Origin of the sequence: Streptomyces sp. NPDC006552, from assembly GCF_040611655.1 — a bacterium.
In the GTDB taxonomy this organism is placed as follows: domain Bacteria; phylum Actinomycetota; class Actinomycetes; order Streptomycetales; family Streptomycetaceae; genus Streptomyces.
This window is the reverse complement of the sequence record NZ_JBEXOS010000023.1, coordinates 16,994-38,207: the sequence shown is the minus strand read 5'-3', so window position 1 is coordinate 38,207 and position 21,214 is coordinate 16,994. Positions and strand designations below refer to the sequence as shown.

The 21,214-nt window shown below is 70.9% G+C and carries 19 protein-coding genes; 11 read left to right on the top strand and 8 right to left on the bottom strand.

Going from position 1 to position 21,214, the window contains the following annotated elements:
- The first annotated feature begins 213 nt into the window (after window positions 1-213).
- Window positions 214-2,241: an ATP-dependent DNA helicase gene (locus ABZY33_RS16080; protein ID WP_356492183.1), complete on the top strand. Its 2,028-nt coding sequence runs from the start codon at window positions 214-216 to the stop codon at window positions 2,239-2,241.
- A 59-nt stretch (window positions 2,242-2,300) separates the two neighbouring features.
- On the opposite strand, the gene ABZY33_RS16075 is transcribed toward ABZY33_RS16080, so the two are convergent.
- Complete coding sequence (locus ABZY33_RS16075) at window positions 2,301-2,864, bottom strand: TetR/AcrR family transcriptional regulator (RefSeq protein WP_356492182.1); 564 nt, start codon at window positions 2,862-2,864, stop codon at window positions 2,301-2,303.
- A 146-nt stretch (window positions 2,865-3,010) separates the two neighbouring features.
- On the opposite strand from ABZY33_RS16075, the gene ABZY33_RS16070 reads away from it, so the two are divergent.
- A complete protein-coding gene (locus tag ABZY33_RS16070; RefSeq protein WP_356492181.1) occupies window positions 3,011-4,462 on the top strand; it encodes an MFS transporter in 1,452 nt (483 codons plus the stop codon).
- Window positions 4,463-4,603: 141 nt separating this feature from the next.
- On the opposite strand, the gene ABZY33_RS16065 is transcribed toward ABZY33_RS16070, so the two are convergent.
- Both ABZY33_RS16065 and ABZY33_RS16060 read right to left on the bottom strand, forming a co-directional pair.
- Entirely contained in the window at window positions 4,604-5,113 is a 510-nt protein-coding gene (locus ABZY33_RS16065) for a hypothetical protein (RefSeq protein ID WP_356492180.1), read from the bottom strand.
- A gap of 161 nt (window positions 5,114-5,274) precedes the next feature.
- The gene (locus ABZY33_RS16060) at window positions 5,275-5,763 is read right to left on the bottom strand and encodes a TetR/AcrR family transcriptional regulator (protein WP_356492213.1); all 489 of its coding nucleotides are present in this window, start codon (window positions 5,761-5,763) and stop codon (window positions 5,275-5,277) included.
- A gap of 346 nt (window positions 5,764-6,109) precedes the next feature.
- On the opposite strand from ABZY33_RS16060, the gene ABZY33_RS16055 reads away from it, so the two are divergent.
- Window positions 6,110-6,991, top strand: a complete 882-nt coding sequence (locus tag ABZY33_RS16055) for an alpha/beta hydrolase (RefSeq protein ID WP_356492179.1) — start codon at window positions 6,110-6,112, stop codon at window positions 6,989-6,991.
- 28 nt (window positions 6,992-7,019) lie between these two features.
- Here ABZY33_RS16055 and ABZY33_RS16050 read toward each other — a convergent pair whose 3' ends face one another.
- Together ABZY33_RS16050 and ABZY33_RS16045 are read right to left on the bottom strand one after the other, a co-directional pair.
- Window positions 7,020-7,820, bottom strand: a complete 801-nt coding sequence (locus ABZY33_RS16050) for a GNAT family N-acetyltransferase (protein ID WP_356492178.1) — start codon at window positions 7,818-7,820, stop codon at window positions 7,020-7,022.
- 105 nt (window positions 7,821-7,925) lie between these two features.
- Entirely contained in the window at window positions 7,926-8,129 is a 204-nt protein-coding gene (locus ABZY33_RS16045) for a cold-shock protein (protein ID WP_324768226.1), read from the bottom strand.
- 331 nt (window positions 8,130-8,460) lie between these two features.
- On the opposite strand from ABZY33_RS16045, the gene ABZY33_RS16040 reads away from it, so the two are divergent.
- The 5 genes from ABZY33_RS16040 to ABZY33_RS16020 all read left to right on the top strand — a co-directional run bounded on the left by ABZY33_RS16040 (window position 8,461) and on the right by ABZY33_RS16020 (window position 11,358).
- Window positions 8,461-8,895, top strand: a complete 435-nt coding sequence (locus ABZY33_RS16040; RefSeq protein ID WP_356492177.1) for a DUF6299 family protein — start codon at window positions 8,461-8,463, stop codon at window positions 8,893-8,895.
- 143 nt (window positions 8,896-9,038) lie between these two features.
- Window positions 9,039-9,233: a hypothetical protein gene (locus tag ABZY33_RS16035; RefSeq protein ID WP_356492176.1), complete on the top strand. Its 195-nt coding sequence runs from the start codon at window positions 9,039-9,041 to the stop codon at window positions 9,231-9,233.
- 153 nt (window positions 9,234-9,386) lie between these two features.
- On the top strand, window positions 9,387-10,325 hold the full coding sequence (locus tag ABZY33_RS16030) for an alpha/beta hydrolase (protein WP_356492175.1): 939 nt from the start codon (window positions 9,387-9,389) through the stop codon (window positions 10,323-10,325).
- A gap of 4 nt (window positions 10,326-10,329) precedes the next feature.
- Entirely contained in the window at window positions 10,330-10,692 is a 363-nt protein-coding gene (locus tag ABZY33_RS16025) for a hypothetical protein (RefSeq protein ID WP_356492174.1), read from the top strand.
- A gap of 327 nt (window positions 10,693-11,019) precedes the next feature.
- Complete coding sequence (locus tag ABZY33_RS16020) at window positions 11,020-11,358, top strand: MerR family transcriptional regulator (protein ID WP_356492173.1); 339 nt, start codon at window positions 11,020-11,022, stop codon at window positions 11,356-11,358.
- A gap of 51 nt (window positions 11,359-11,409) precedes the next feature.
- On the opposite strand, the gene ABZY33_RS16015 is transcribed toward ABZY33_RS16020, so the two are convergent.
- Entirely contained in the window at window positions 11,410-12,453 is a 1,044-nt protein-coding gene (locus ABZY33_RS16015) for an alpha/beta hydrolase (protein ID WP_356492172.1), read from the bottom strand.
- 178 nt (window positions 12,454-12,631) lie between these two features.
- Between ABZY33_RS16015 and ABZY33_RS16010 the strand changes: the two genes are divergently transcribed.
- Window positions 12,632-14,074, top strand: coding sequence for an aldehyde dehydrogenase (locus ABZY33_RS16010; protein ID WP_356492171.1), 1,443 nt, complete (start codon window positions 12,632-12,634; stop codon window positions 14,072-14,074).
- Between the two features lie 82 nt (window positions 14,075-14,156).
- Here ABZY33_RS16010 and ABZY33_RS16005 read toward each other — a convergent pair whose 3' ends face one another.
- On the bottom strand, window positions 14,157-15,329 hold the full coding sequence (locus tag ABZY33_RS16005) for a helix-turn-helix transcriptional regulator (protein ID WP_356492170.1): 1,173 nt from the start codon (window positions 15,327-15,329) through the stop codon (window positions 14,157-14,159).
- On the bottom strand, window positions 15,316-15,531 hold the full coding sequence (locus ABZY33_RS16000; RefSeq protein WP_356492169.1) for a hypothetical protein: 216 nt from the start codon (window positions 15,529-15,531) through the stop codon (window positions 15,316-15,318). The genes ABZY33_RS16005 and ABZY33_RS16000 overlap by 14 nt, the downstream gene beginning before the upstream one ends.
- Before the next feature lie 1,386 nt (window positions 15,532-16,917).
- Here ABZY33_RS16000 and ABZY33_RS15995 point away from each other — a divergent pair.
- Together ABZY33_RS15995 and ABZY33_RS15990 are read left to right on the top strand one after the other, a co-directional pair.
- Window positions 16,918-17,493 carry a hypothetical protein gene (locus ABZY33_RS15995; RefSeq protein ID WP_356492168.1) on the top strand — a complete coding sequence of 192 codons (576 nt, stop codon included), beginning with the start codon at window positions 16,918-16,920 and terminating at the stop codon, window positions 17,491-17,493.
- Between the two features lie 243 nt (window positions 17,494-17,736).
- Window positions 17,737-20,973: an RHS repeat-associated core domain-containing protein gene (locus ABZY33_RS15990; protein WP_356492212.1), complete on the top strand. Its 3,237-nt coding sequence runs from the start codon at window positions 17,737-17,739 to the stop codon at window positions 20,971-20,973.
- Window positions 20,974-21,214 lie beyond the last annotated feature (241 nt).

The following is a 21,214-nucleotide window of genomic DNA, read 5'->3' as shown; positions in this document are numbered from 1 at the left end:
CCGGCATTATGGATCCGGTCACAGTGAATGCGGCCCTGGTGGATCCAGCCGCACGGGCAGAGCAGGAACAGCGCAGGGGCATAGCTTCAACAAGCAAGTCAAGACTTACCTTTGGGGATTGTTGGCCGTATGGTATTGCTCGAATCGAAGGAGCCCCTGTTGTCGAAGAAGAATGATCCCGCTGTGCGTGCGCTTGCGTCGGAGCAGGATTATGTGTCCTCGTTGTACGAGCTGATCAGCGAGCGGATCTCCGAGGCGCGAGTACACCGGGCGAATGTGCTGAAGGCCCCGGCCGACAGCGCGGGTGAGGCATACGAGAGAGAAATCGCCGCCGAGCGCCTGGCCAAGGAGATCGCCCGCCTGGAAGGCGCCGAGAAGGGTCTCGTCTTCGGGCGTATCGACTGGACGGACGGCACCGCCCTGCGCATCGGCCGGATCGGAGTGCACACGGAGGAGGACGACCTGCCGCTGCTCGTGGACTGGCGCGCGAACGCGGCACGGCCCTTCTACGAGGCGACCCCGGTCCACCCGATGGGCCTGCGGCGGCGCCGGCACCTGCGCCTGGAGGAGCGCACGGTCGTCTCGGTGAGCGACGAACTCCTCGACGGAACCGCCCCGACGGACGAGGACGTCGTGGGGGACGGCCCGTTGACCGAGGCCCTGTCGGCGCGGCGTACGGGCACGATGCAGGCAGCCGTCGCGACGCTCCAGGCCGAGCAGGACGAGATCGTCCGCTCCGCCCACCGCGGCGTGACCGTGGTGCAGGGCGGCCCCGGCACCGGCAAGACCGTCGTCGCCCTGCACCGGGCGGCCTACGTCCTGTACGCGTTCCCGCGCGCCGCCGAGGAGGGCGTCCTGGTGGTGGGCCCGAACGCCCGGTTCCTCGACTACATCTCCCAGGTCCTTCCCTCGCTCGGCGAGAACGACGTCGACCTCGCGACCTGCCGGGAGCTGGCCGGGGTCGCCACGGACGCGGCGGACCCCATCGGCACGGCACGGCTCAAGGGCGGCGTCGACCTCGCCGACGCCCTGGCGGGCCTGCTCCGCCGCCACCAGGCCCCGGCCGGCGACTTCACCGTCCGGGTCGGCCAGGAACGGGTGCACCTGCCCGCCGGGGAGGTCGCCGCGGCCCGCGACGCGGCGCTGGCGGCCGTGCAGGGCCACAACCCCGCGCGCCAGGTGTTCAAGGAGCTCCTGGCCGACGCCGTCACCGACGCGATGCAACGGGACATGGGCGACCTCCTGGAGCAGATCGACGCCGACACCGAACGGATGACCGGCCTGAACCTCGACCGGTTCACCGGCGTCGCCCAGCGCCGTGCCGAGGGTGCGGCCGACGCGGGCCCGGCCCACGAGCTGGACCTGGACGCCATCCGGGCCGACCTCCTCGACGACGCCGGCGTCGACGCGGCGGTGGAGGCGCTGTGGCCGCGGCTGGCCCCCGGCGACCTCGTGGCGGCGCTCCTGACGGACGCCGACGCCCTCGCCGAGTGGCTGCCCCGCCTGAGCGCGCCGGAGCGGGCCCTGCTGCTGCGCGGCCCCGACGCCCCGTGGACCGACGCCGATCTGCCGTTGCTGGACGAGGCGGCGAGTCTGGTCGGCGGCCCGCCCGAGCGGACGTACGGGCACGTCGTCGTCGACGAGGCGCAGGAACTGACCGCCATGCAGTGGCGGATGATCGTCCGCCGCTGCCCGGCACGGTCGATGACGCTGGTGGGCGACTTCGCCCAGGCGGGCCCGGTCGCGACGGCGCGCGACTGGAAGGAAGCCCTGAGCCCGCACGTCGGACCGCGGTTCAAACTGCACGACCTGACCGTCAGCTACCGCACCACGCAGGAGATCCTGGAGAGCGTCCGGGACCTGCTCTCGCGGATCGCCCCGGACCAGAAACCCACCCGCTCGCTGCGCAGCGGTGAAAGCCCCCGCACCGTGACCACGCCCCCGGACGGTTCGGTCGCCGCCGTCGCCCGGGAACTGCGCGCCCAGAGCAGCGCACACCCCGGCGAGCTGCTGGGAGTGGTCTGCGCGGACACCCGGGTGAACGAACTGACGGCCCGGGGCCTCGCCGACCAGGCACGCATCGTGCCGGCGTCCGAGGCCCGCGGCCTGGAATTCGACGGGGTCGTCGTCCTGAACCCCGAGGAGATCATCGCGGCCCGCCCCGGCGGGGAGAGGGACCTGTACGTAGCCCTGACCCGGGCCACCAAACGCCTGTGCACCCTGACCGTCCAGCCCGTCTGATGCCCGGGTGCGCCCGTGCCGTCGCCGCGGGCGCACCCGGCGGACGCGCCGGATCGCGGTCACAGCAACCGGTCGACCAGCCCGTCGACGTACTCCGGGGTGAGCTCCATACCGAACAGGACGCGGATGTACATCGGCGCCATGATGTGGTCCAGCACGCCGAACGCGTCGGGCGGCTCCTCACCCCGTGCCCGGGCGCGGTCGAGCATGGCCTGGAGCTGCCGCGTCCGTTCGGCGAGAAGGTCGTCCCGCGCCCGCAGGCCCTGCGGACCGTTGCTCGACAGGGCGACGGCCAGCCGCACCACCGCGAGCCCGTCGGGCCCGGTGATCTCGCGGGCCACGGTGGCCGCGTACGTGCGCAGGTCCCCGGCGAGGCTCCCGGTGTCGGGCATCGGCGACTGCGCGTTGAGACGCGTGAGCGCCACGTCGGTGAGCAGGGCCTCCAGGCTGCCCCACCGGCGGTAGACGCTGCTGTCGGCCACCCCCGCGCGGGCCGCGACCTCGCCGACGGTGAAGGTGCCGTAGCCGCGCTCGTTGACCAGGTCGGTGACGGCCTGGTGCACCTGCGCGCCGACCCGGGCGCTGCGCCCGCCGGGCCGCCGGGCTCGCTGTTGCTCATTCATACCCACCACCTTAACGCAGTCGAGACTTGCGTTAAGGGGTCGGACCTCTCTATAGTCGACTAACGCAGCCCTTGACTGCTTTAGCGGATCCGAAGGCTGATCACGTCAGCCGTGGAGAGGCACCACAACCCTTGAGAGGAACCCCCATGGCAGCATCGCCCGCGGGCGCAGGCAGTCGACAGAACCGGGGCGTGCTGCTCGCGGTGACCTGCCTGGGCCAGTTCATGGTCCTGCTCGACAACACGATCGTCGGAGCGGCGCTCCCCGACATGCAGCACCGGCTGCACACCGAGCTGACCGGCCTGCAGTGGATCGTCGACGCGTACGTCCTGCTGGTCGCCATGCTGCTGCTGTCCGGCGGCGTCTTCGCCGACCGGTTCGGCCGCAAGCGGGTGTACCTGACCGGCGTCGCCGTCTTCACCGCCGCGTCGCTGCTGTGCGCCCTCGCCCCCTCCCTCGGCTGGCTGATCGCCGGCCGGGTCCTGCAGGGCATCGGCGCCGCGGCCCTGAGCCCCGCCTCGCTCGCCCTGCTCGCCGCCGCCTACCCGGTGCCGCAGGAACGCGTCAAGGCGATCGGCCTGTGGGCCGGACTCAGCGGAATCGGCCTGGCCGCGGGCCCCGTGGCCGGCGGCGTCCTGACGGACGCCTACGGCTGGCCCGCCATCTTCCTGGTCAACCTGCCCATCGGCGCGCTCCTCCTGCTGGTCGGCCTGGGCCGCCTCGGCGAATCCCGCAACCCGAACGCCCCCGCGATCGACGTCCCCGGAACCGTGCTCTCCGTTCTCGGCGTGGGAGTGCTCACCTACGCGCTGATCGAGGGCGGCGCCCGCGGCTGGACGTCACCGCTGATCCTGAGCGGCTTCGCCGCCGCGGTGCTCCTCCTCGCCGCCTTCCTCGCGGTCGAGGCGCGCCGCCGCGCCCCGATGCTGCCGCTGCGGCTGTTCCGGCAGCGCCTGTTCACCGTGTCCAACACCGCCATGACCGTGGTGGGGTTCGCGCTCATGGGCTCGTCGTTCTTCTTCTCCCAGTTCTTCGTCTACGTCCAGGGCAGCTCGATCCTCCGGGCCGGCCTGCAGACCCTGCCGCTCTCCCTCGCCATGGTGGTCGTCAGCCCGTACGCGGGCCGGCTCGCCGCCCGGTACGGCTTCCGCTCCGTGGTCACCACCGGCCTGGCCCTGGCCGGCCTCGGTCTCCTCGCGCTCGGCACGGTGCACGCCGACACCGGCTACGGGAACGTGTGGTGGCGCCTGGCCCTCGCCGGCGCCGGCTTCGCCCTGGCCCTGTCCCCCCTGACGGGGGCCGCCATCCAGGCGGTCAGCCCCCAGGAGGGCGGCCTCGCCTCGGGCATCAGCGCCACCACCCGGCAGATCGGCGCGGTCCTCGGCGTGGCCCTGCTCGGAGCGGTCGTGCGCACCCGCCAGTCCGGCGGCGCCTCCTTCGAGACCGGCCTCAACAGCGCCTTCCTCGCCGCCGGCGCCGTCACCCTGGCCACCGCGGTCTTCACCGGCCTGTGGCTGGCGAGGTCCAGGCCCGCGCAGGCCCCCGCCGCCGCGGACACACTCACCCCGTCGCAGGCGGCACCCGCGACCAGCCACTGACGGCGACACCTGTGCGGGGCCGGTGCCGGACGTGTGTGTCCCGGGCGGCCCCGATGACGACACGAAAGAGAAGGGCCGGGGCGTACCGCAACTGACGTGGACGGGACCGGCGTCGACCGGCGAGCCCGTGGCCCGGCCCGGCTACGCGCCCGCCACGAGGGTGTACATCACCGACCGGTCCTGCTTGTGGCGCCGGATCTTTCCCTTGGCGACCAGCGACTCCAGGGTGTTCCGCACGACCTGCGGGGTCGGCTCGCGGTCCGGGTGCTCGCGCATCAGCTCCGCGCGCAACTCCTTCGCCGGACGCGGCCCGTCGTGCCGCGCGAGCAGCTCCATCAGCAGCGCGCCGAGCAGCGGCTGCCGCCCGGCCGCACCACCGGCGGTCTTCGCCTTCGGGGCGGCGGACCGCTGCCGGGACGCCTTGCCGGCAGGCGCGGGCGCGCTCTGCGCCTGCCCGGGCAGCGGGGCGGGGTCCGCGGGGGCACCGGCGCGCTCGGCGAGCTTCATGATGTCCGCCAGGAGAGTCTCCTCCTGCTGCAACATCCGCAGCTTCTCGTGGAGTTCCTGCTGTCGGCGGCGGTTCTCCTCCAGATCCGACGCGGCCTGCTCTGCGTACCGCGATCGGAGCGTGGCGGCTGATTGGCTGGTCACAACCGGTCACTCCCTAGTAATGGTGGACCCTCGGCATGGTACCCACGCCGGGAGCCCGTGAGGAGGAGAGCGGAAGCGGTCAGGTGTGCGCCGAGGTGTTCATACCCGCACGGGCCGTCCATACCCGGTGGGTTGTCCCTGCCGCACCGGCTCCGGGCCCGTCACGCGGCGCCGAGCCCGGTCAGGACGGTGTCGACGACGAGGTCCGCCGCCTGCCCGTCGGAGAGCCCCGGCATCCGCCGGACCACCAGGTGCATCAGCTCCGGCAGGAGCGCCTGCGCCCAGCCGTCGGGCACCCCGGCCCGGAAGATGCCCTCGTCGACCGCCCGCCGCACGAACGCGTCGACCTCCCGGACCGAGGCGTCCCGCCGCTCGCGCACCGCGTCGTCGGCGAGCATGCGCGCGAGGTCGACCGGCCAGGTGCGGTTCACCCCGATGATGTTCTCCACGTACCGGTGCAGGGCCACGGGGACGGGCGCCTCGCGCAGGCGGGCGTCGGCGATGGCCCGCTCGATGGCCTCGAGCCGCGACACATAGATCGCCGCGAGCAGCTCCTCGCGGGTGGCGAACCGCCGGTAGACGGTCCTGCGGTCCACACCCGCCTGCGCGGCGATACTCGCGATGCTCGCACCCGGATCGGCGGCGAGCATGCGCGCCCCGGTGGTCAGGACGGCTTCGAGATTGCGTGCGGCGTCGGCCCTCATGGCCGGGAGTCTAGACGAGCCCGGTGCCGGTGACCGCCCGGCCGGAAGCCTTGTGGGTGTGCAAGTAACCTGTCAGAGTGGTGACGTAACGGAGGCGGCACACGACGGCGCGCGGCCGCCCCGTCCCCGCGGCGACGAAAGGAACCACGTGATCAGCAGAGGCAGGGTCTCCCGGGCGGTGGCAGGCGCGATCGGCACGGCGGAAGCGGGCCGGACCCAGACACCCGCCAAGGTGGACACACCCGACCACCCCCAGGAACGGTCACACCAGGGGCTCGGACCGGTGCGACACGTGCGTACCGACGTCCTCGACATCGCCTATCACGCCCTCGGCCCAGTCGACGGAACGCCGGTGATCCTGCTGCACGGCTGGCCGTTCAGCCCGGTCGGCTCCTACGCGCGGGTGGCGCCGCCGCTCGCCGCCCAGGGGTTCCGCTGCTACATCCCCTACCTGCGCGGCCACGGCACGACCACGTTTCGCCACGCGGAGACCCACCGCTCCGGCCAGCAGGCCGCGCTCGGCGCCGACCTGATCGACTTCATGGACGCGCTCGGCATCCGCCGTGCCCTGTACGCCGGGTACGACTGGGGCGGGCGCGCCGCCAACGTGGCCGCGGCTCTGTGGCCCCACCGCTGCGCGGGCCTGGTCTCCGTCAACGGCTACCTCATCCAGAATCTGGCCCGCGCCCAGGAGCCCCTGGCACCCTCCCTCGAACAGGGCTTCTGGTACTTCTTCTACTTCCTCACCGAGCGCGGCGCGAAGGGCCTGGAGCGGAGCCGGGAGGACATCGGCCGCGTCGTCTGGCGGCACAACTCGCCCGCATGGCGGTTCACCGAGGCGGAGTTCGCCGAGGCCGCGCACGTGTGGCACAACCCCGACCACGTCCCGGTCACGCTGCACAGCTACCGCCACCGCCTCGGCGCGGCGCCCGGCGCGCCCCGCTACGCCCCACTGGAGCACCGCCTCCTCGCCCAGCCCGCCGTCGCCGCGCCCACCGTCACGCTGGACGGCAAGGCCGACGGCGTGACGCCCTGGACCGACGGCGGCTCCTACGCGGCGCACTACACCGGAGCCTGGCGCCACCACGTCGTCCCCGGCGCGGGCCACAACCTGCCGCAGGAGCGCCCCGACGCGTTCGTCTCCGCGGTCCTGGAGGTCCACGGCCTGCGCTGAACCCCGGCAGCGGGGCAGGGCGGCCGGTTCAGTCCGTGAGCGCGTAGAAACGCATCGGCGAGTTCGGCTCGAAGCCGATGCGCGGATAGACCGGCGCCCCGGCGACCGTGGCGTGCAGGGTCGCCCGGGTCAGCCCGGTGGCCCGCGCCCCCTCGTACAGCGCCTTGCGGGTGACCGCCTCGCCGTACCCGCGCCGCTCCCAGGCCGGATCGGTGGCGACCAGCGCGACGAACAGGCGCCCGTCGGCCTCGACGGTGGCGGCGCACGTCACCGGCGCCCCGTCCCGCAGCCCCAGATAGGCGTGCACGCCGGTCCGCCACAGGGTGGACCCGGCGAGGCCGTCGCGGGCGTCCTGCACCGGGAAGCCGTAGGCACGCGCGTTCAGATCGGCGTAGGCCAGCAGCTGCGCGTCGGTCGTCACCCGGACGAACGTCAGCTCGGGGTGGGAGGGTTCGGGGAGCGGCAGGAAGTCGCCCGCCATCCCCGTGCCGGGAAAGGCGTGGACGAGCCCGGCCCGGCCGGCCGCCGCGTCGAGCGCCGCGGCGGCGTCGTCCCGGAGCAGGTCGTCGAAGACCCACAGGAAGCCGGGCCGCCGCTTCGACCGCATGATCGCGGCGGCCTCGCTGAGGCGTCGGCCCACGAGGGCGGTGTCCGCACGCACCTCGGTCAGCGTCAGGCAGTTCCAGAACGGGAAGCGGGAGTCGGCCCACCGCACGGCGATGCCCGGCAGGTCGCGGACGTCGGCGTCCGGATCGCGGTCCAGCACCATGGCCCGCCAGACCACGGCGAGTTGCTCCATCGATTCGATCGAGTCCGCGAGCGCGTGCATCCGAGCTCCTCCGGGCGTGGGGTGGGGGAACGGCGGAGGGCGGGCCCGGCCGGGGGTGCCGGTCGGGTCCGCCCTCGTGGGCCTGTGTCAGTGCCGGGGGGTGGTTCAGCCCCGGACGATGTTCTCGGCCTGGGGGCCCTTCTGGCCCTGGGTGATGTCGAAGGTGACCGTCTCGCCCTCGACGAGCTCGCGGTAGCCGTTACCGGCGATGTTGCTGTAGTGGGCGAACACGTCGGGTCCGCCACCGCTCTGCTCGATGAAGCCGAAGCCCTTTTCGGAGTTGAACCACTTCACGGTACCGCTGGCCATACTGCTGTCCTTTGACTGACGCCCGGCCAGGTGCCGGGCTGGGATGCCGAAGGCGCCACCCACGAACACGGGTGGGCCCTGCACCGTTTTACCCCGACGACGTGTGCACACACCAGCCCCACAGGCCGTTGACAACAGACTCGTCAGGTAAAAATCGCTCGATCCACCACTGCCCCTCGAGCCATGGAGCGCGGCGGCAGGCCGCCGCACCGCCCCCGGACCCCGCCGCCTCGCCCAGGGGGCGGCAGCAACTCGCCGCCGAAGGGATGACGGTCGCCCCCCGGACCCGCCGCGGCCCCTAGGAAGGGACTCCCCAACCAAGGAGGACCCCATGTCCACGTGGTTCCGCACCGCTCTCGGCCCCGGCCTCGGCGCCGCCCTCGGCCTCTCGTTCCTGCTCGCCGTCCCGTCCGCCTCCGCCGCCCCGGGCGAGTACGTCACCGTCGACCCCGTCGGCCGCGTCACCGGGCAGACCGTGACTCTGTCCGGCACCTACCGCTGCACCGGCAGTCCCGGCCGCACCTTCGTCTCCTCGTCCGTGCGACAGGGCTCCGCGAACACCCGGTACGGCGTCGGCGGGACCCTGGCCGACTGCGACGGGGCCGAGCACCGCTGGCAGAACACCGGCGAGGTCACCCAGGGCGCCGTGAAGCCGGGCACCGCGGAGATCGAGGCGACCGTGATGGAGCTGCGCACGCAACTGCTCGGCCTGCCGCTGCCGTACTTCCACGCGCTGCAGAAGAAGGAGGTCACCCTGCAGGGCTGAGTCCTGCACGGCCGCGCTGCTCTCCTCCTCCCCTTCCCCTCCCCTTCTCTCGCATCACCGCCTTGACTGGTTACGTGTGAGCGGGGGAGACTGAGGGCTGTCCGGGAGGCAGACGGACACGGTCCACGAAGTGGAGGACGGCCATGGATCAGGAAGCCACCGCCATCGACACCGCAGCTGCGGCCCGGCACGCACGTTTCGGGCAGCTCCCGGAGCGCATCCGCACCGAGGACACGACTCAGGGTGTGCACACCGGACCGGGCCGGTCCGCCGGCGCGTACAACCCCGAGGGGCAGTGGCAGTACTTCTCCTGCCTGGCTCTCGATCTGGGCCTGTAGGACGGACGATGCCGCCCGGGTCCGGGACGCGTGTGAGGGGCTCCTGTCCCCACCCCGGTCCCGGCCCCGGCCGCGGCCGCGGCCGCGACGACCGTACGGAGAGACCACCCCGGCCACCGGAGAAACCCACTCACACCCTCCAGGGGGACCCACATGTCCCGGACCACTGTCACCTTCGACAGCGCCGGCATCCGCATCGCCGCACACCTCTACACCCCCGGCGCCCCGGCGGCGGGCCCGCGCCCGGCGCTCGTGGTCGGCCACCCCGGCACCGGCGTGAAGGAGCAGACCGCCGGCGCCTACGCGCGGCGGATGGCCGAGCGCGGCTTCGTCACCCTGGCGTTCGACGCCGCCTACCAGGGCGAGTCCGGGGGCCTGCCACGCGGCCTGGAAGACCCCGCCCAGCGGGTCGAGGACTTCAAGGCCGCCGTCTCCCACCTCACCACCCGGGACGAGGTCGACGCCGGCCGCATCGGCCTGCTGGGCATCTGCGCCTCCGGCGGCTACGCGCTCGCCGCCGCCGGCGGCGACCACCGCGTGCGGGCCGTCGCCACGGTCAGCGGGGTGGACGTCGCCCGCCAGTTCCGGCTCGGCGCCGACGGCACCCAGGACCCGGCCGTCTTCCAGCGCCTGCTCGACGCCGCGGCGCGGGCCCGCACCACCGCGGCCCGCGGCGAGCACCCCGGCGTGCTGACGATGTTCCCCGAGACCGCCGAACAGGCCGGCGCACTCGGCGGCGAGCACGGTGTGCAGGGCTTCGAGTACTACTGCACCCCGCGCGGCGCGCACGAGCGGTCGGCGAAGTTCCTCGCCTGGGAGAGCGTCGACAGGCTCGCCTCCTTCGACGCCTTCCACGCGGTGCCGCTGCTCGCGCCGCGCCCTCTGCTCCAGATCGTCGGCGCCCGCGCCGTCACCTCCTGGATGGCCGTCGACGTCCACCAGCGGGCCACCGGCCCCAAGGAGCTGCACTGGATCGAGGGCGCCGACCACGTCGACCTGTACGACAAGAAGGAGCACGTCGACCGCGCCGTCGACAAGCTCACCGACTTCTGCGCCACGCACCTCGGCCCCCACCCGGAAACGGACCGCTGACGCCATGAGCACCCTCGCGGACACCACCGCCAACACCCGTCTCATCGCCGCGTACGCGGAGTCGGTCGACACCGGCGACCTGGCCGGTGTGAACGCGCTGTTCGCGGACGGGACGTCCACCGGCGGCGGAGGCTGTTCGAGGCCGATTACCTCGCTGTCGAACACGCGAAAATCTATGGCGGTCACGGTAGACATTGCGATGCCGGGTGACTATGGTTTCTCTTGTAGCCGAGATCAACAAGGCGCGGCAGACACGGACTGCCCGCCGTCGGAAACGCAGTATCAGCAAGTGCAGTACCAGCAGGTGCAGGACGGTGCGGTGGTGGAGTTCCGAAGCCAGGTGTTCGCAGGACGGCGACGGGACTGACGACCGGACCGGGTGGCCCGCAGTGATCAGGGGCCGCCACCAGCAGTTGACAGAGATTCACCGAGGGAAAGAACGGAGGAGCGGCGCCATCAGGATCGCCCGGGCGGAACTGCTGAGCCCGGGTACCGCAGGACATCGATAGTGAGGTGGTCTCCGGTCAGGCAAGACGCGATCCCAGCAGCCGCATACCCGACAGCAGTCAGGCCGGGAACAGCGGTAACGGCAAGCCGGCGCAGTACCAGGGCCGGCAGATGGTGTAGCTAGTTCCTTCGGGGCCCTGGCGCCAATGGCGCCAGGGCCCCTCCACGCGTTCCACAGAGAGGTGCGATGACAGCGGACGACTCCTACGGCCGTCTCGACGACGACGACTATCCCGCCTACACGATGGGCCGGGCCGCCGAAGTGCTCGGCACCACCCAGGGCTTCCTGCGGGCCATCGGCGAGGCCCGCCTCATCACGCCGCTGCGCTCCCCGGGCGGGCACCGCCGCTTCTCCCGCTACCAGCTGCGCATCGCCGCCCGCGCCCGCGAACTCGTCGACCAGGGCACCCCCATTGAGGCCGCCTGCCGGATCGTCATCCTTGAGGACCAGCTCGAAGAGGCACAGCGCATCAACGAGGAGTACCGCCGCGCCACCGGGACGGCGAAGCCGACCGCCGCACCCTGAGCCGGCCCGCACCCATCACCCCGCGGGCACCGGCCCGCGGGGCATGAGCGGTCAGAACGCCCTGCGCGGCCGGGACCATCGAAGGTGATCCGCGTCGACCACGGCGCGGGCGAAGGCGGCCGGCGCCTCCTGCGGCAGGTTGTGCCCGACGTCCGCGATCGTGCGGTGCAGGTAGGGCCCGGTGAAGTGGCCGCGGTACCCGGAACCGTCGCCGGGCGGCGTGAACGGATCGAGCGCCGCGTCCAGCGTGACCGTCGGCACGCCGATGGAGGGCTGCGCCCACAGCCGCTTCTCGTACCGGTCGTAGCGCGGCTCGCCCTCGACGAGACCGATGCGCCAGCGGTAGTTGAAGAGCACGATCGCGGCGTAGTCGGGGTTCTTGAAGGCCTCCGCGGTGCGCGCGAAGACGGCGTCGGAGAAGTGCCAGTTCGGTGAGGTCAGCGTCCACACGTACCGGCACAGCGCGATGCGGTCCTCCTCGTTCTCCATGGCCCGCTTGCCGCGCTCGCTCGCGAAGTACCACTGGTACCACCAGTTGTGCTCCACGGCCGCCGCGGCCGGCTCGGCCTGCGCCGTGACGTCGGTGATCAGATAACCGCTGGTGGAGACCAGAGAGGTGACCCGCTCCGGCCACAGGGCGGCGATCACATCCGCGGTGCGTGAGCCCCAGTCGAAGCCGGCGAGGAGCGCTTCGGGGATCTTCAGGGCGTCCATGAACGCGATGATGTCGAGCGCGACGGCGGACTGCTCGGCCGTACGCGGAGTGCGGCGGGACAGGAACGTGGTGCTGCCGTGGCCGCGCAGATAAGGGACGAGCACCCGGTACCCCTGATCGGCCAGGAGCGGGGCGACGTCGACGTAGCTGTGGATGTCGTACGGCCAGCCGTGCAGCAGCAGCACGACCGGGCCATGAGCCGGGCCGGCCTCGGCGTAACCGATGTTCAGGACACCTGCCCGCACGTGCTTGAGCCGCGCGAAGCCGGTGTGGGCGCCGGAAGTGTCGGCGGACGCGGAACCCGGCAGGCCGGACAGTGAGGCCGCGGCCGCGGCGCCGCCCAGGCCGACGGCCTTGCCGAAGGTACGCCTGTTGATCATGTCGGATCCTCTCGTGTGTGCGCGATGACCATTGAGACACACCCTCACCGCCCTTGTCACCCCTCTAACTAGTTATTCGGCCGGAGGAGACAGAAACATATCGGCGCGCCCGAGCGATTAAGTGCTACAGTGGCGTGACACTTAACAGGGACAGATCAGAACAGTAAGGAGAAGGCACGTGCTCACCTACGACCGGCTCTTCATCGGCGGCTCCTGGGTGGAGCCGAGCGACCCCGCACCGCTCGACCTCGTCTCGCCGCACGACCGATCGCTGATCGGCCGCGCGGTCCAGGCGCGCCCGGCGGACATCGACCGCGCGGTGGCCGCGGCCCGTGCCTCGTTCGAGAAGGGGGAGTGGCGGCTGACCCCGCCGGCCGAGCGGATCGCGCTGCTGCGCCGGTTCAACGCGCTGCGCGAGGAGAACGCGGAGCGGGCCGCCCGGCTGATCTCGCAGGAGAACGGCTCGGCGGGCTGGTTCACCCGGGCCGGACAGCCCGGCCTGACCCGGCAGGCGAACGCCTACCTCAAGGCGGCCGAGGAGTTCGGCTGGGAGGAGACGCTCGCTCCCTCGGACCCGTCGTCCCCGGTGCGCAGCGTGGTGCGCCGCGAGGCGATCGGCGTCGTCGCCGCGGTGATCCCGTGGAACTCGCCCTTCTCCTCCGCCACGTCGAAGCTCCTCCCCGCCCTGCTCGCGGGCAACTCCGTGGTCCTGAAGGTCTCGCCGGAGAACTCGCTGAGCATGGGTTTCCTGGCCGGACTCCTGGAGCGGGCGGGACTGCCCGAGGGCGTCGTCAGCGTGCTGCCCGCGGACCGGGAGACCAGCGAGTACCTGGTGTCGCACCCGGACGTCGACAAGATCGCCTTCACCGGTTCGACGCGGGCCGGCCGCCGGATCGCCTCGATCGCCGGCGAGCAGCTCAAGCGGGTCAGCCTGGAACTGGGCGGCAAGTCGGCGGCCGTCATCCTCCCCGACGCCGACATCGACCAGGCCGTCGCGGGCCTGAAGTACGCCTCCCTGCTCAACAACGGCGAGTCCTGCATCGCGCAGACCCGCGTCCTGGCCCCGCGCGAGCGGTACGAGGAGGTCGTGGCCGCCCTGAAGGAACTGGTCGGCTCGCTGCGGGTCGGCGACCCGGCCGACCCCGACACCTTCATCGGCCCGATGATCCGCCCCGACCAGCAGCAGCGGGTACGCGACTACATCGCGCTCGGCATCGAGGAGGGCGCCCGCCTGGTCGTCGGCGGTCCGGACGTCCCCGAGGGACTGGAGCAGGGCAACTACGTGACGCCCACCGTCTTCGCCGACGTCGACAACTCCATGCGGATCGCGCAGGAGGAGATCTTCGGCCCGGTCCTGGTCGTCATCGCCTACGAGGACGAGGACGACGCCGTCCGGATCGCCAACGACTCCGAGTACGGCCTGTCCGGCGGGGTCTGGTCCACCGACGAGGAACGCGCCCTCGCGCTCGCCCGCCGCCTGCGCACCGGCACCGTGACCGTCAACGGCGCCTCCGTCGGCTTCGACGGCCCGTTCGGCGGCTTCAAGGCCAGCGGCATCGGCCGCGAGTACGGCGCGGTCGGGCTCGGCACGTACACCGAGTACAAGACCGTCACGGTGTGAGGCCGCACTGCCCTGGCCAAGGGAGCGGGCGGCACGCAGGCCCGGGGCAGCCTCACCCCGGGCCTGCGTACCGCCCGTCCGCCTACTTCGTCCGGACCAGCATGTAGAGGGACGACACGAGGCCGAGTGTCGACAACCCGAGCATCAGCAGGCCCGCCCGCTGCGAGAAGAACCGCCCACCGAACCTGGCCCGCGAGATCGCCGGTGCCTTCGGCGCCGGCGGCCGGCCCTGACGGTCACTGAGTTCGATCTCGACCTTCTGGACCCGCCGCAACGCCTGTTCGTAGTAGGTCATTTCCAGCGGCGTCACACCGCAGGCCTTCAGCAGCCGGGTCACCAGATCCAAGGACGGCAGACGGACATCGCCGCTCAGGCTCTTGGTCGGGCGGATCAGATCGCTGATCGTGCTCGACGGTATGTGGGACGCCTTGCTGAGCTGGCGGAACGATTTGCCGGAGACGGTGAGCGCACGGCGCAGCTCCCTTATGAACTCCCCGGGCAGTGCCACGAGTTCCAGCTCGGGCCGGCGGCCCACATGGGCCACGGCGACGGCCTCGTACAGAAACGGTTCCTCGCGCCCCTCGTCCGGTTTGCCGGCCAGTTCGGCGGGGCCCGCGGCCCCCCGCGCGCCCGCCAGGTCCGCCAGGACCGCGCCGAGTTCCGCGCACAGGCCCTCGCACACGGTCAGCGGGACGTTCAGGGCCAGCAACTGCCGGGACACGAACGGCTCGCCGACCATGGTCAGGCCGCTGAGGACCTGACCGCTCGCCAGCGCCGAACCGCCGGCGCGCTCGTAGCCGACGTCGCGCAGGGCCCCCGCGAGCGTGCGGCACCATGTCCGGTGCCGCACGGACCTGGCCCGCTCTCCCGCCGTGGACAGATTCCGCTCCCACGTCCTGCGCGAGCGCCGCAGCGCCGCTCCTCCCTCCCGGACCACGGGTGCGGACGGCGGGGCGCTCACCGGCGGCGGCACCGGCGACGCGGCTTCCTGGAGCCGGAGTTCCACCGCGCGTCGCTGCTGGAGCCACTCCCGGGTGTTCCCGTCGCAGGCGGAGACGTAGGCGGTGACGACCGCTTCGGTCGGCAGCCGGTGTCCCGAGGCCGCCTGCGACAGCGCCGTCGAGGAGACCCCGGCGGCCTGGCCCATGGCCCGGTAGTTCAGACCTGCCTCCCGGCGCAGCGCCCGCAGGCCCTCCGCGAAACGGCGCAGCGGCGGGGGTGCGCTCGGGGAGATCGGGGCCTCAGGCCGCCCCATGCCGCCCTCCCTCGTCCGGGCCGGCGGATATCCGGTCGCCCGCGGGCGGGCGCCGCACGCGCGGGGGGTCCTGGGGACGCTGCGGCGGGTGCACCACCGCGACCGCGGCGGCCACGAGACCGCCCACCGCGCCGATCGCCGCACCCACGGGCAGGCCCAGCGCGACCAGCAGGCAGATCACCCCGCAGATTCCGCCCAGCACCACCAAGATCATCGAAATGGACCGCCAGGACGGTGTGGACCGCCCGGCGTCATTGCTTTTCGGAGGCATTCTCGCTCCCGTTTCGGCCTGTCGGCGGCGAGCCGTCGACAAGATCCATATAAGTCGGCGCGCTCGCTCCTCCGAGGAGAAGCGAGCGCCGTGACGTGCGGCCCGAAAGCCTCCCGTCTCACCAGTCCGAGCGGTGCCGACTGCAATCGAGCACCGCCGCGTTCGATTAAACCGGAGATCGGATCGGTCGCCGCATCACACCCGTTTTGCGTACCGGCAAGTAATAGGCAAAGGAATATCGAGTTCCGTTTAGAAATATCCCGAAAGGGATGTAACGGGCCCGGTTTTTGATTACTGCGCAGATATTGCTACCTGAACAACTCGCGCCCGTCCTGCCGTGACAAAAATGCCGGAGAGCGATGTCAGCCCAGGTCAGAGGGGTGGGGGAGGGTTGATTGGCTTGATAAGGATTGTCCGCGCCCTTACGGCGTCATACGAGTGACGAGCCGCGGCTGTACGTACAACGGCGCCACACACAAACTCCCAGGTGTAGGCCTGTCGCCCCTCGCCCTGCGGGGGTGTGCCGGAGCTATGAGTTCGGCGTACCAGTCCGAGCGTGGATACACCTGAATGACCTGGGAAGTCGCTGCAACGACCCCGGGCGCACCAGGAAGGGGCGGCCCTCAGGAGCCGCCCCTTTCACTTGTTCACAAGCGCCCGCGATTGATCACGCCGAAGGGGTCTAGACCCCTCCCTTCGAAATGAAGGTACGCGTGTGGCGCATGTCACAAGAACGCCGGGGTCGATGGCCGCCCTAAGCGACTGACCAGCCCAACGAGAACCCTTCGAACCGTGGGTCGTCCCGCTCGGACGGTTCCGCCGGCCCGCCCCTGCCCAGTGCGCGAACGCCGCGTCGGTACGCATCTCTGCGGCCGGAGCCGAACCGGCCGAGAAAGCGCTTGTCAATCGCATTTCTGCGTGTGACTGATGCCGGGCGCCATTCTCCCCACCCCCGTAGAAGGGGTATGTAGCTGCAAACGGGACGGAATAACGGACAAACAGTACGCCTTCATAGTTCAAGCCTGGCTGAAAGTGTGCGACTTACTGCCCATAGGTGCGCGGTCGGTGCCAAAAACAGCAATTTCCGGTCGCGTTTTACCGCCGCTTTGCGGGGGTGTGGCCGGCCTGCGGACGCGCGTAGGCCGGTGTTGGAGCGGGCGGTCTGTCTGAAAGACGTGATGCGGAGGGGCTTGTTCTAGACCGTGTTGAACGCGCGTTCGAGGGCAGCGCGGCCCGGCTTGTGTGGTTCCTGTGACAGGTTGTGGCTCCCTCGTGACCGCTGGGGTCTGCGGGGTTGTCTTCCTGTGGGGGGAAGTCTTGCTGCGACGCACCAACGGTGCGCGGTTCTCGCGCGCCCAGAAGAGCCTCAGATCGCTTGCTTGCGCGGCCGCCGCGTCGGGGGCCTTCGCCCTGACGCTGGCCGGGGCGGGCACGGCGTCCGCGGGGGAGGGCCCGACGCCGACGCCCGGCAGCGATCAGCCTCCGGCCTCGAGCGTTCCGTCCGAGGCGGGAAACCCGCTGACCGCCCGGGCGGCGGCCGCCGGCGTCTGCTCGGACGCGTACCAGATCGGCACGGTCTCGTACGCGTACCGGGGCACCGAGACGATCGCCTCGGTCAAGCAGTTCTACTCACCGCGGTGCAAGGAGAACTACGGCTACGTGTGGGTGTGGAAGTCGTTCCTGGACAAGAAGATCAAGTTCGATCTCCAGGTAGGTGTCTGGGACTACGACCGCTCCACGCTGCTGGGTGTCCGGCGTGAATACGACTCCCTCAGCCAGGAGTTCTGGGGTAACGGCGCCGACACCGTCGACGACTGCACCTCCGGCGACGGCACGCTGACCATCGCCGACGAACAGGGCGGCTACTCCGCCAGGACGTCCAAGCGCTGCTGACCCGCCGTCGGCGCGGGCGCCCACCCCGCACCGGCTCCCACGACGGGACCCCGCGGCCCTCCGCGCCGTGACCCACACCTGATGTGCGCGGGTGGCAGCCGCCCACCGGCTGCCACCCGCCGGGTCCCACTCCTCAACCACACGGCCTGCGAAGCCTGTTTGATCCAAGGAGAGTTCCTCGTGCACTCTGTCATGCCCGAAAACCGGCGAGCCAGACGCGGCAGACGCTCCGCAGTGACCGCGATGGTCTCCGCGGCCGCGGGAACCGCGCTGCTCGTCGCCCTGATACCGGCGACGGCGTCCGCCGCGCCCGCCGACGAACCCGCCCCGCCGAGGCTGTCCGCGTCCCCCGTCGGCCGGACCGCGGCCCCCAAGAGCACCCCCATCGGCACCGCGGGCAAGGACCGCAAGCTGGTGGAGCCCGGCATCCTCCAGTCCACCTTCCAGGGCCTGGGCATCGGTCAGGTCCCCTGGTCGGAGTTCTTCGAGGCGCCGCTGTCGGACTCGGTCGGCGCGCAGGTCAACTACGGCAACGGCAACCTGCTGGTCTCCGTGAACGCCTTCGACATCGCCGACGCGGGCCCCGGCCTCTCGCTCGGCCACGCCTACAACGGCCTGAACACCAGCTGGAAGGCGACGACCGGCAGCGACTACCTGATCCACGAGCCGAACACCACCTCGGTCTACGTGCAGGGCCCCTCCAGCACGATCGCGGTGTTCGAGCGGGACGGGTCCACGTTCACCCCCGCCCCCGGCTACAAGCAGGACCTCACGGAGTCCTCGGACAAGAAGTCGTTCACGCTCACCTCGCGCAAGAACGGGCAGAAGACGACCTTCACCCGCTCCGGCACCACCGGCGACGCGCGGGTGAGCAAGGTCGAGGACAAGAACGGCAACGCCACCACCATCGCGTACTCCGGCGCGTTCACGTCGAAGATCACCGCTGCGTCCGGGCGCACGCTGACCTTCGACAACGACGGCAAGCAGATCACGAAGGTCACCGACAACACCGGTCGCTACGCGTCGTACACGTGGTCCGGGAACGACCTCAAGGCGTTCACCGACACCGACGGCAAGACCACGGCCTTCGACTACGACACCTCACACCGCATGACGAAGGTGACCACTCCGGAGGGCCGCGAGACCCGGTTCACCTGGAACACCAACCTCCTGGCGTCGGTCACCCGGGTCGTGGACAAGACCGCGGGCACCGGCGCCACCACCGCGTTCCGCTACATCCTGCCGCAGCCCGGCAGCGAGGGTGAGGGCGTGGCCCGTATCACCGACCCGCGGGGCAAGAGCACCGAGAAGACGGTCGACGCACGCTGGCGCGTGACGAAGACCACCGACCCGCTCGGCCGCGAGCGTTCCAAGTCGTGGGGGCCGGACAACAACGTCACCAGCGCCGTCGACGGCATGGGCACCGGCTCGACCGCGGGCAACACGGTGAAGTTCGACTACGACGACTCCTTCAACCCGAAGACGGCGACCCAGCCCACCGGCGCGCAGTCGACCGCGGCCTGGACGCAGAAGTCCGGCGGCCACTACCCCGAGACCCTCACCTCCGCCAGCGGGGACAAGGTCACCAACGGCTACGACACCTCGGGCAACATGATGTCGCAGACCGACACCACCACCGGCTCCGACGGTGCCAAGTGGTCTTACGCCTACAACCCGAAGTCCGGCACGATGGACTGCGGCGGCCTGCCCGGCCAGCGCTGCTCGGCCACCGACCCCGAGGACAACAAGACGTCCTTCACCTACGACTCCAAGGGAAACCTGGCCAAGGTCGACCGCCCCTCCGCGCAGGAGGACATCACCTACACCTACGACGCGCTGGGCCGCACCGACACGGTCACCGACGGCCGCGGAGTCAAGACGGTCTACACCTACGACAAGCGCGACCGGCTCAAGACACAGACCAGTGACGGCAAAGTCACGACCTTCGTCTACGACGCCGACGGCAACGTCAAGACCCGTACGTCGCCCGCCGGCACGAGCACGTACACCTACGACGAGCAGAGCCGCGAGCGCACCCGCAGCCTGCCCGCCGGCGGCGCCGGCTCGGTGACCTACGACGCGTCCGGCAACGTGAAGACCGCCACCGACGCGGGCGGCACCCTCACCTACGACTACAACGACGCCAACCAGCTCATCACCCTCACCCAGCCGGGCGGCGCGAAGACCAGCTACGACTACGACAAGAACGGCGACCGCATCACGACCACCTACCCGGGTGGCACGGTGCAGAAGACGGACTACGACAAGTCCAGCCGCGCCCAGAAGATCGAGGTCAAGAACGGCACCACCGTCCTGTCCACGATCTCCTACGACTACAACAAGTCCGGCAAGGACAGCGACAAGATCTACAAGCGGACCACCGACGGCGCCGCCACCGCCTACACCTACGACTCCAAGGGCCGCCTGACCAAGGCCGTGGAGACCAAGGACGGCGCCACGACCGCGGGTTGGGCCTACTGCTACGACAAGGCCGGCAACATGACCGGCCGCTCCACCGGCACCACCCTCCCCGCCTGCGCCGACACGCAGTCCGCCCGCGCCTACAACAACGCGAACGAACTCACCTCCCTCGGCGGCAACTCCGGCTTCACCTACGACAGCGACGGCAACGAGACCTCCGCGGCCTCGCCCACCGGTACGCGCTCGGGCGGCGAGTGGACCCCGTACGCCCAGTTGTCCGCCCTGACCGCGTCGGGCACGGCGTCGACGTACACCTACGCGGGCGTCGACAACAACGACCGTCTCACGCGCGGCAGTTCGACGTTCACCAACGCCGCGACCGGCATGACCCGCGAGAACACGACCGGTTTCGTCCGGGAAGCCTCGGGCACGCTGACAGCCATGACGAGCGGCGGGGCGAGCCAGTACTACCTCACCGACGTCCAGGGCAGCGTCATCGGCCTGGTCGACGCGAGCGGCAAGCGCACCGCGACCTACAGCTACGGCCCCTACGGCGAGGCCCGCACCACCACCGGCACCAACCAGCCCTACCGCTACACCGGCACCTACCTCGACCCGTCGGGCCTGTACAAGACGGGCGCCCGCTACTACGACCCCCAGCTCGGCCGCTTCACCCAGCCCGACCCGTCGGGCAAGGAATCCAACCTCTACGCCTACGCAGCCGGCGACCCCATCAACCGCTTCGACGCCTCGGGCCTGTCATCGCAAGGAGTCAACCTCGAGGTCTGTGCCTTCGGTGGATGCATCGGAGGCGGGGTCAGTGTCAACGACGATGGCGGTATTCACCCCAGCCTCTCTTTGGGAGCAGGCACTCCGGGAGTCAGCGGCGGGTACGAGGCGAGCGCGAGCGACGCTTCGGCGGGTTGGACTGGAGAAGCTGAGTGCTCCGCCGGCTTCTACCGAGCCTCCGCCAGCACGCAGGGCGAGACGTCGGCTGGGGTGAGCACGGACTACAGCGCCAAGCCGGGGTGTTCGGCAAAGATCAAAAAGACATGGTGACAAAGGGAGGTAGGCATGATTGATTTTGCGGCTCCTGGCGGGGGCCCTGATGGGCCGCCGTGGCTTGGCATAGTTTTCGGCATCATCGTTGCGGTTCTGGCTGTGGTATTCCTCGTTCATCTGGCGAAGCGCCGTAAATAAGCCAGTGTTGGGGGCCCGGGGTCTGATTACTTCCCCGGGCCCCCAACTATGCGTGGCAATAGAACCGGTCCGGTCGACGTGAGCGGCAAGCGCCCTCTAC